Source organism: Rossellomorea vietnamensis, assembly GCF_001305855.1.
Taxonomy (GTDB): Bacteria; Bacillota; Bacilli; order Bacillales; family Bacillaceae_B; genus Rossellomorea; species Rossellomorea vietnamensis_A.
The window spans coordinates 1-543 of the sequence record NZ_LIXZ01000089.1 but is presented as its reverse complement, the minus strand read 5'-3'; the positions used below and the strand labels follow the sequence as shown (position 1 = coordinate 543).

Annotated in this window: 1 rRNA gene; it reads left to right on the top strand. The window is 53.6% G+C overall.

The window, feature by feature from the left end:
* Nucleotides 1-25 precede the first annotated feature (25 nt).
* A 16S ribosomal RNA gene (locus AM506_RS21895) occupies nucleotides 26-543 on the top strand; the annotation flags it as partial.

The window sequence follows — 543 nt, the reverse complement described above, 5'->3', positions numbered from 1 at the left end:
TATTTTTAAAGAGCTATTCAAACTTTTATCGGAGAGTTTGATCCTGGCTCAGGACGAACGCTGGCGGCGTGCCTAATACATGCAAGTCGAGCGGATTGATGGGAGCTTGCTCCCTGATATCAGCGGCGGACGGGTGAGTAACACGTGGGTAACCTGCCTGTAAGACTGGGATAACTCCGGGAAACCGGGGCTAATACCGGATAACTCATTTCCTCGCATGAGGAAATGTTGAAAGGTGGCTTCGGCTACCACTTACAGATGGACCCGCGGCGCATTAGCTAGTTGGTGAGGTAATGGCTCACCAAGGCAACGATGCGTAGCCGACCTGAGAGGGTGATCGGCCACACTGGGACTGAGACACGGCCCAGACTCCTACGGGAGGCAGCAGTAGGGAATCTTCCGCAATGGACGAAAGTCTGACGGAGCAACGCCGCGTGAGTGATGAAGGTTTTCGGATCGTAAAGCTCTGTTGTTAGGGAAGAACAAGTGCCGTTCGAATAGGGCGGCACCTTGACGGTACCTAACCAGAAAGCCACGGCTAAC